Origin of the sequence: Roseisolibacter sp. H3M3-2 (genome assembly GCF_029211165.1) — a bacterium.
Classification (GTDB): Bacteria; Gemmatimonadota; Gemmatimonadetes; order Gemmatimonadales; family Gemmatimonadaceae; genus Roseisolibacter.
Genome location: NZ_JARGEK010000211.1, coordinates 1 through 8,307 on the forward strand (window position 1 = coordinate 1; position 8,307 = coordinate 8,307).

The 8,307-nt window shown below is 74.3% G+C and carries 10 protein-coding genes; 8 read left to right on the plus strand and 2 right to left on the minus strand.

The window, feature by feature from the left end; all coding sequences use genetic code 11:
- Window positions 1-178 precede the first annotated feature (178 nt).
- The 8 genes from PYV61_RS16225 to PYV61_RS16260 all read left to right on the plus strand — a co-directional run bounded on the left by PYV61_RS16225 (window position 179) and on the right by PYV61_RS16260 (window position 6,286).
- On the plus strand, window positions 179-922 hold the full coding sequence (locus PYV61_RS16225; protein ID WP_275833463.1) for an SIMPL domain-containing protein: 744 nt from the start codon (window positions 179-181) through the stop codon (window positions 920-922).
- A 182-nt stretch (window positions 923-1,104) separates the two neighbouring features.
- Window positions 1,105-1,899 carry a ParA family protein gene (locus PYV61_RS16230; RefSeq protein WP_275833465.1) on the plus strand — a complete coding sequence of 265 codons (795 nt, stop codon included), beginning with the start codon at window positions 1,105-1,107 and terminating at the stop codon, window positions 1,897-1,899.
- Window positions 1,896-2,792, plus strand: a complete 897-nt coding sequence (locus PYV61_RS16235) for a ParB/RepB/Spo0J family partition protein (protein ID WP_275833467.1) — start codon at window positions 1,896-1,898, stop codon at window positions 2,790-2,792. The genes PYV61_RS16230 and PYV61_RS16235 overlap by 4 nt, the downstream gene beginning before the upstream one ends.
- Before the next feature lie 57 nt (window positions 2,793-2,849).
- Window positions 2,850-3,902, plus strand: a complete 1,053-nt coding sequence (locus PYV61_RS16240) for a BMP family protein (RefSeq protein WP_275833469.1) — start codon at window positions 2,850-2,852, stop codon at window positions 3,900-3,902.
- Window positions 3,899-4,690 carry a Nif3-like dinuclear metal center hexameric protein gene (locus PYV61_RS16245; protein WP_275833471.1) on the plus strand — a complete coding sequence of 264 codons (792 nt, stop codon included), beginning with the start codon at window positions 3,899-3,901 and terminating at the stop codon, window positions 4,688-4,690. Before PYV61_RS16240 ends, PYV61_RS16245 begins: the two co-directional genes overlap by 4 nt.
- 16 nt (window positions 4,691-4,706) lie before the next feature.
- Complete coding sequence (locus tag PYV61_RS16250; protein ID WP_275833473.1) at window positions 4,707-5,288, plus strand: YggT family protein; 582 nt, start codon at window positions 4,707-4,709, stop codon at window positions 5,286-5,288.
- A gap of 16 nt (window positions 5,289-5,304) precedes the next feature.
- Entirely contained in the window at window positions 5,305-5,754 is a 450-nt protein-coding gene (locus PYV61_RS16255) for a DUF1801 domain-containing protein (RefSeq protein ID WP_275833475.1), read from the plus strand.
- 76 nt (window positions 5,755-5,830) lie between these two features.
- The gene (locus PYV61_RS16260; protein ID WP_275833477.1) at window positions 5,831-6,286 is read left to right on the plus strand and encodes a nuclear transport factor 2 family protein; all 456 of its coding nucleotides are present in this window, start codon (window positions 5,831-5,833) and stop codon (window positions 6,284-6,286) included.
- A 61-nt stretch (window positions 6,287-6,347) separates the two neighbouring features.
- Here the strand turns inward: PYV61_RS16260 and PYV61_RS16265 are convergent, their stop codons facing one another.
- Both PYV61_RS16265 and PYV61_RS16270 read right to left on the minus strand, forming a co-directional pair.
- Complete coding sequence (locus tag PYV61_RS16265; RefSeq protein ID WP_275833479.1) at window positions 6,348-7,169, minus strand: LytTR family DNA-binding domain-containing protein; 822 nt, start codon at window positions 7,167-7,169, stop codon at window positions 6,348-6,350.
- 31 nt (window positions 7,170-7,200) lie between these two features.
- On the minus strand, window positions 7,201-8,307 hold a 1,107-nt coding region (locus PYV61_RS16270), incomplete at its 5' end, for a hypothetical protein (RefSeq protein ID WP_275833481.1).

An 8,307-nucleotide genomic window follows, 5' to 3' on the forward strand; every position in this document is an offset into this window, starting at 1 on the left:
GTCGAAGGCGGCGCTATGATCGCGCCAGCGATCATCCCGCCGCCGGAGCGCCCCCGCGCCGCCCAGCCGGCACGAGCGGCCCCCCGCCCCCACGCACCCTCCGCGTGACCGCACGCCCGTTGCGGGGTAGGAGGCGGGCGCGGCGTTCGGCCGCCCTCACTCCTGCCCTTCCTTACACATGCGCCTTCTCTCGTTCGCGGCACTCACCGTCCTCGCCGCCCCGCTCGCGGCCCAGTCCCCCTCCCCCGCCCCGGCTCCCTTCCCGGCCGGCGGCCCCCCCGGCAGCATCGCCGTGTCGGCCGTCGGCGAGGAGGAGGTGACCCCCGACCGCGCCCGGGTGATGATCGGCGTGCAGACCCAGGCGGCGACGTCGGCGCTGGCGGCGGAGCGCAACGCGCGCATCCAGAAGGCGGTGCTCGACACGATCCGGGCGCTCGGGATCCCGGCGGAGCTGATCAGCACGTCGGGCTTCAACGTGTACCCGGAGCAGGTCTACGATCAGGCGACGCGCCGGACGCGGATCACTGGCTACAACGTGCAGAACAACGTGGTGGTCGAGGTGCGCCAGCTCGACCGGGTCGGGCCGGTGCTCGACGCCGCGCTGGCGAAGGGGGCCAACCAGATCGCGTCGCTGACGCTCTACTCGTCGCAGGCTGAGCAGGCGCGCCGGCGGGCGATGGCGAAGGCCGTCGAGCGGGCGCGCGCGGACGCCGAGGCGATCGCACGCGCGGCCGGCGGCTCGCTGGGCGGGGTGCTCGAGCTGACCTCGGGCGTCGAGCCCTCGCGTCCGCGGCCGATGATGGCGGAGATGCAGATGGCCCGAGTCGGCGACGCTGCGGGCAACACGACGATCTCCGAAGGGACGCAGACGATCTCGGCGAGCGTGACGGCCCGGTTCCTCTTCTCGCCGGTTCCGCGCTGAACGGACCAGTGTGTCACGTGGCACGTCGGGCTCGACCGGCCGGGTGTGCCACGTGACACATTTCCGCTCCCCGATGCCCCGCCCGGGGCGAGCGAAGTGACCGGGAAGGCACTACCTTCCGCCCCCGCCCCGTACCACCGATCGGCCCGCGCTCCTCCGCCGCCTCTCCGCAGCACCCCGCCGTGACCCGCGTCATCGCCATCGCGAACCAGAAGGGAGGCGTCGGCAAGACGACCTCCGCCGTCAACCTCGCCGCCTCGCTGGCGGTCGCCGAGCAGCGGACGCTGCTGGTGGACGGCGACCCGCAGGGGAACGCGACGAGCGGGATCGGGATCGACCGCGAGTCTCTGGGCACGACGCTGTACGACGTGCTGATCGGCGAGGCGACGGTGGACGAGGCGCTGCACCGCGGGGTGCAGTTCCGGCACCTCGACGTGCTGCCGGCGACGCCGGACCTGGCGGGCGCCGAGGTGCAGCTGGTGGACCGGGAGAGCCGGAGCGAGCTGATGCGGCAGGCGCTCGCCCCCGTGCTCGACCGGTACGACTACGTGCTGATCGACTGCCCGCCGTCGCTGGGGCTGATCACGCTGAACATGCTGGCGGCCGCCGACGCGCTGCTGATCCCCGTGCAGTGCGAGTACTACGCGCTGGAGGGGCTGTCGCAGCTGCTGAACACGGTGCACCTGGTCCAGCAGGGGGTGAACCCGCGGCTGGCGATCGACGGGGTGCTGCTGACCATGTTCGACAACCGGCTGAACCTGTCGCGGCAGGTGGCGGCCGACGCCCGCGAGTACTTCGGGGGGAAGGTGTTCCAGAGCGTGATCCCCCGGAACGTGCGCTTGGCGGAGGCGCCGAGCTTCGGGAAGCCCATCATCGTGTACGACGTGCAGAGCATCGGCGCGCAGGCGTACCTGCAGGTGGCGCAGGAGCTGATCGCACGCACGCCGACCGCCACGACCGCCCAGCCCGCCGCATGAGCGCTCCCGAGAAGCAGCCCCGACGGCTGGGCCGAGGACTGGAGGCGCTGCTGGCCTCGAAGCAGGCCGCCGAGCCGACCCCCGAGGAGCGGAGCGCGCTGAAGAGTCTGGCGATCGGCCAGATCCGGCCCAACCCGTACCAGCCGCGCAAGGAGTTCCGCCCCGAGGATCTGGCGGACCTGGAGGCGAGCCTGCGGGCGACCGGGCTGCTGCAACCGGTGACCGTGCGGAAGGTGCGCGACGGGCAGGGCTACGAGCTCATCGCCGGCGAGCGGCGGCTGCGGGCGGCGACGCGGCTGGGGTGGGCGGAGATCCCGGCCATCGTGAAGGAGATCGACGACCAGACGCTGCTGACGCTGGCGATGGTCGAGAACCTCCAGCGGGCCGACCTCAACCCCATCGAGGAAGCCGAGGGGTACCAGCGGCTGGCGGACGAGTTCGGGCTGACGCAGCAGCAGATCGCCGAGGTCGTCGGGAAGGATCGGACGACCATCGCGAACTGCCTGCGGCTGCTCGGGCTGCCGGGGACCGTGCGGCGGCTGGTGTCGGACGGGTCGCTGAGCGCGGGGCACGCGCGTCCCCTGCTGGCGCTCGGGCGCGAGCACGCCATCCTCGACCTGGCCCGCGAGATCGTGGCGAACGGGCTCAGCGTGCGCGAGGTCGAGCGGCGGGTGCGGGAAGGGGTCGGGCGGCCGGCGCGTCCGGAGCCGAAAGCCGAGCCCGACACGCGCTCGGCCGAGGTGCGGCGGATCGAGGACCAGCTCCGGCGGCAGCTCGGGACCGACGTCGCGATCGCGCTGCGCGAGGCCGACAAGGGGGAGATCCGGATCGCCTTCTATTCGGCGGACGACTTCGAGCGCGTGCTGGAGCTGCTCGGGACCCGCCTGGACTGACCGCACGTTCTCCACGCGACCGCGGAAGTTGTCCACATCACTGTAAGTCGTTACACCATGCGTACTTGCACGTTTTCCACCGGAGCCTGGCGCCGGTTATCCCCACTTGTCCACATCGTCGCGCTGGCGGCCTGTGCGGGCGGGGAGACCAAGGCCGGGGCCGGTGCCACGGGCGGCGAGCCGGCGTTCCGGGTGGCGCTGCTGACGCCGGGGCCGATCTCGGACCAGTCGTGGAACGCCGGCGCCTACAACGGGCTCAAGGCGATCCGCGACAGCCTGGGCGCGCAGATCAGCCACATCCAGACGAAGACCCCCGCCGAGTTCGAGGAGAACTTCCGGCAGTACGGCGCGCAGGGGTACACGCTGGTGTTCGGGCACGGCTTCGAGTTCCAGGACGCCGCGCTGCGGGTGGCGCCGAGCCATCCGAAGACGGTCTACGTGACGACGTCGGGGAACACGACGGGCGCTAACGTGGCCGGGATGACGTTCGCCTTCGAGGAGGCGAGCTACCTCGCGGGGATGCTGGCGGGGCGGATGACCAAGACCGGCGTCGTCGGGAGCATCGGCGGGACCGAGCTGCCGCCGGTGCGGGCGAGCTTCGCCGCCTTCGAGGCAGGCGCGAAGGCGACCAACCCGACGGTGCGCGTGCTGACGTCGTACGTCGGCAACTGGGACGACGTGAGCGCCGGGAAGGAGCAGGCGCTCGCCCAGATCGGGCAGGGCGCGGACGTGGTGTTCCAGAACGCCGACGCGGCGGGGCTGGGGATCTTCCAGGCAGCGCGCGAGCGCGGCATCTACGCCTTCGGCGCCAACTCCGACCAGAACGGCGTCGCCCCGGACGTGGTGCTCGGCTCCGTGGTCATCGACCTGCCGCGCGCGTTCATGGCCGTGGCGCGCGAGGTGAAGGCCGGCACGTTCACGCCGCGCGTCGTGGACCTGGGGATGAAGTCGGGGGTCGTGCAGCTCGTGCTCAACCCGCGGCTGGCCGACCGCGTGCCGGCGGCGACGCGCGCCGCGCTCGACTCGGCGCGCGTGGCGATCGAGGCCGGGACGCTCAAGCCGCTCGGCGACGCCCCGGGGTGGGCCGAGACGACGAAGGCCAACCCGTGAGCGAGCGCGGCACGGGCGCGGCGCTCGACGCGGTCGTGGCGCTGCTCGACGGCGCGCTGCGCACGGCGGAGGTGCCGGACTACGGCGGGGCGCTGAACGGGCTGCAGTTCGCGAACGCGGGGCGCGTGACGCGCGTGGCGGCGGCGGTCGACTTCTCGCGCGCGGCGATCGAGCAGGCCGCGGCGGCGGGGGCCGACCTGCTGGTGGTGCACCACGGGATGTTCTGGAACGGCGCGCAGCCGTTCGTCGGGCCGGCGTACGAGCGGGTGCGGCTCCTGCTGGCGCACGGGATCGCGGTGTACGGCTCGCACCTGCCGCTCGACGTGCACCCGACGCTCGGGAACAACGCGCGGCTGGCGGCGCTGCTGGAGCTGGTGCCGGACGGCGGGTTCGCGCGCCACAAGACGCTCGAGGTGGGGCTGACCGGCGCGGCCGACGTCGAGACGGCGGCGCTGGCGGCGCGCGCGGCGCGGTTCGCCGCGCGGCATGGGCACGCGGCCGTGCACACGCCGATCGCGCCGGGGCGGCGCACGCGCCGCTGGGGGCTGTGCACCGGCGCCGGCGCGTCGACCGACACGCTGCGCGAGGCGACGGAGCGCGGGATCGACACGCTGGTGGTGGGCGAGGGGCCGCACCACACGGCGGTGGAGGCGGCGGAGCGCGGGATCGTCGTGATCTACGCGGGGCACTACGCCACCGAGACGCTCGGCGTGCAGGCGCTGGGCGCGCTGCTGGAGGAGCGGCTCGGGCTCCCCTGGTCGTTCGTCGGCGAGCCGACGGGGCTCTGAGAGAGGAGGGGCGCGAGTGGAGACGGTGTACGTGACCACCGGCGCGGTGCTGGCCGTGCTGCGCGCGGTGCTGCTGGCCGCCGCGGTGGCGGTGGGGGGCGCGGCGGCGCTGAGCTGGGCGGTGCGGACGCGGCGCATCTCGCCGTTCAGCGGCGTGGCGCGGCTGGTGCGCGGGCGCGTCGACCCGCTGTTCGCGCCGATGGAGCGGCGCGTGGTGCGCGCGGGGGGGCAGCCGGCGCACGCGCCGCTGTGGACGCTCGCCGCGGTGGTGGTGACCGGGATCGTGCTGCTGTCGCTGCTCGGCTACGTGCGCGAGGAGGTGGCGCGCGCGTCGTACGCGCTGCAGGCGGGGCCGCGCGGCGCCTACGTGCTGGTGGTCACGTGGACGTTCGCGGTGCTGCGGCTGGCGCTGTTCGCGCGCGTGATCTCGAGCTGGTTCCGCCTGTCGCCGTACTCGCCGTGGATCCGGTGGGCGTTCGTGCTGACGGAGTGGATGCTGGCGCCGCTGCGCCGCGTGATCCCGACGATCGGGATGATCGACATCACGCCGATCGTGGCGTACTTCGGGCTCTCGATCCTGCAGGGCCTCCTGACCTGAACCGCGGGGGACGGCGATGGCGCGCAGCGCGGCGACGACGGCGGACGAGTACCTGGCCGAGCTCCCCGCGGAGCGGCGCGCCCTGGTGGGGGCGGCGCGCGACCTGGTGCGGGCGCACCTCCCGGCGGGGTACCGCGAGATGATGAGCTTCGGGATGATCTGCTGGGGGATCCCGCTGGCCGACTACCCGGACACGTACAACGGGCAGCCGCTGTGCTACGCGGCGCTGGCGTCGCAGAAGCAGTACGTCTCGCTGTACCTGATGGGGGTCGCCCCGGGCGGCGCGGAGGAGGGCGCGCTGCGCGACGCGTACGCGGCGGCCGGGAAGAAGCTCGACCTCGGGAAGTCGTGCCTCCGCTTCAAGCGATGGGACGACCTGGTGCCCGAGGCGGTGGCGCGGGTGGTCGCGGCGACGCCGCCGGCGGCGTTCGTCGCGGCGTACGAGGCGAGCCGTCGGAAGAAGTGACGGAAGGTGAACGGGCGCGGCGTCACCGCCCGCGGGCGGGGGAGGTAGGGTAGGGCCGACCCCCTTCCCCGCCCCGATGCGCCGCCTCCTCCTGCTCTCCGCCCTCGCCGCCGCCCCGCTGGGCGCGCAGACCGCCGCCGACAGCGCCGCCGTGCGCCAGGCCTCGGTCGACTACCTCGACGGCTTCTACGAGGGGGACTCGACGAAGCACGTGCGGTCGATCCGCCCGGAGGTCTACAAGTACGGCTTCGGCCGGTCGCGCGACGCCGCGGCGTACAACCCCGGGCAGCAGATGACGTGGCCGCAGTTCCACGCGTTCTCGGCGCGCGTGAAGGCGTCCGGCAAGGCGCCCGACCCCAAGTGGCCGAAGAAGGTCGAGGTGATGGACGTGCTCGACCAGACGGCGGCCACGAAGGTGACCGCGTGGTGGGGGACGGACTACCTGCTGATGGGGAAGTTCGACGGGAAGTGGATGATCACGCACGTGCTGTGGCAGTCGCCGCCTCCGGCGCGCCGGGCCGCCTCCCGGTGAACCACTGCGGGCTGCGGACTGCGGATCTGAACCCGCAGCCCGCAGCCCGCAGCCCGAAGCGTTAGCTCAGCGCGTGGAGCCGGACCTGCAGCTGGTCCCGGTAGGTGCGCGAGAGCTTCAGCTGCGTCCCGTCCTTCAGCAGCACGATGTAGTCGCCCGCGAACCACGGCTGCAGCTCGCGGATGCGGTCGATGTTCACGATCGTGCTGCGGTGGATGCGCGCGAAGCGGTCGGGGGAGAGCGACGCCTCGACGACGCTCAGCGCCTCGCGGATCAGGTGCGTGGTGGTGCCGACGTGGACGCGCACGTAGTTGCCGTGCGCCTCGAACCAGTCGACGTCGGTGACGCGCACGAAGAAGACGCGCCCGTTGGCCTTGATGGTGAGGCGGTCGGCGTAGCGCGTGCGCTCGGGCGGCCCGCCGACGCCGGCGGCGGCCATCCCGTCGTCGCCCCCCTCGCCCGACAGCACGGTGGCGAGCATCGCCTTGAGGCGGCGCCCCATGGTCGCGGTGCTCTGCCGGTCGAGGTGGTCGCGCGCGCGGGTGAACGCCTCGCGGAAGCGGTCGGCGGTCACGGGCTTGAGCAGGTAGTCGAGCGCGTGGACCTCGAAGGCGCGCAGCGCGTAGGCGTCGTACGCGGTCACGAAGATGACCGGCGGCATGCGCTCGGCCCCCACCTCGGCGATCACGCCGAAGCCGTCGAGGTCGGGCATCTGCACGTCGAGCAGCGCGAGGTCCACCGGCTCGGTGCGCAGCAGCCGCACCGCCTCCGTGCCGCTCGCGCACTCGGCGACGACGTCGGCGTCGGTCTCGGCGCGCAGGAAGCGGAGCAGGCGGCGTCGGGCGAGCGGCTCGTCGTCGGCCAGCAGGACTCGGATCGGCATGGCGGCGGGGTGCGGCGGGAGAGGAGCGGGGTCAGGAGGCGGCGGCCAGCGCGCCGCCGCCGGCCGACTCGGCGGCGGCGACGCGGGCCACGAGCCACGGGCCGGTGCGCGTCACGCGCACCACGCCCCCCGAGACGTTGGCGGCGTCGGAAGCGCCGGCGGTGACGGTCACGCGCACCTCGAACGCGGGCGCGTCGCCGCGGGCCGCGCGCGCCGAGGCGACGTCGAGGACGCGGCGCAGGGCGCCGGCGGCGAGCGTGGCGCCGGGCAGGTCGGGGGGCACGTCGCTGCGCAGCCGCACCGCGCGCCCGCCGGTGAGCGAGAGGAGGGCGAGCGACTGCTCCAGCAGCGCGAGCTCCTCGCGCACCGTCGGCGCGCGCTGGGCGCGCGACTCGTCGAGCAGGGTGCGCAGCAGGTCGGCCAGGCGCTCGACCACCGCCTCGGCGCGGTCGGGGTGCGCGACGGCGACGTCGGCGGCGCCGGTGAGGACGCCGGCCACGAACTCGGGGCGCAGCTCGACGGCGACGCTGCGCACGCGCGTGCGCTCGAGGTCCGCCTCCAGGCGCAGCGTGGCGACGGCGCGCTCGCGGTGCCAGCGCGCGAAGTCGCGGGCGTGCGACCAGGCGACCAGCGCGGCGTAGATGACGGCGCTCAGCGTCATCGGGAAGACGGTCCCGATGGTGAACAGCGGCGCGGCGTCGCCGAACACGAGGCGCCGCACCAGCACGTGGCGCCCGACGGCGATCGCGGCGCAGGCGGCGAGGTGCAGCGCGAGCGGGCCGGCCCAGCGGTCGCGCGACAGGTGGACGCGGCGCGCCAGCCAGAGCACCGCCGGCGTGAGGGCCGCCCACGTCATCGCGCCGACGAACTGCACGGCGTAGTTGCGCCACTCGTCGAGCGGCACGGCGCCGCCGAGCCCCATGAGCAGCACCTGTAGGCACCACACGAGCGCGATCGCCGCCCAGAAGCCGAGCACCGCCTGGAACGGGAGGCGGAGGCCGGCGTCGTCGGGGGGGGAGGCGGTGGGCGCGGCGGGCGCCGGCTCGGGCGCCGCGGGAACGGGGGCCGGCGCCTCGCGGCGCCCGGCCGACGCCGGCGCCAGCTCGACGACGAACGCGCCGGCGGGCGGGGGCGCCTC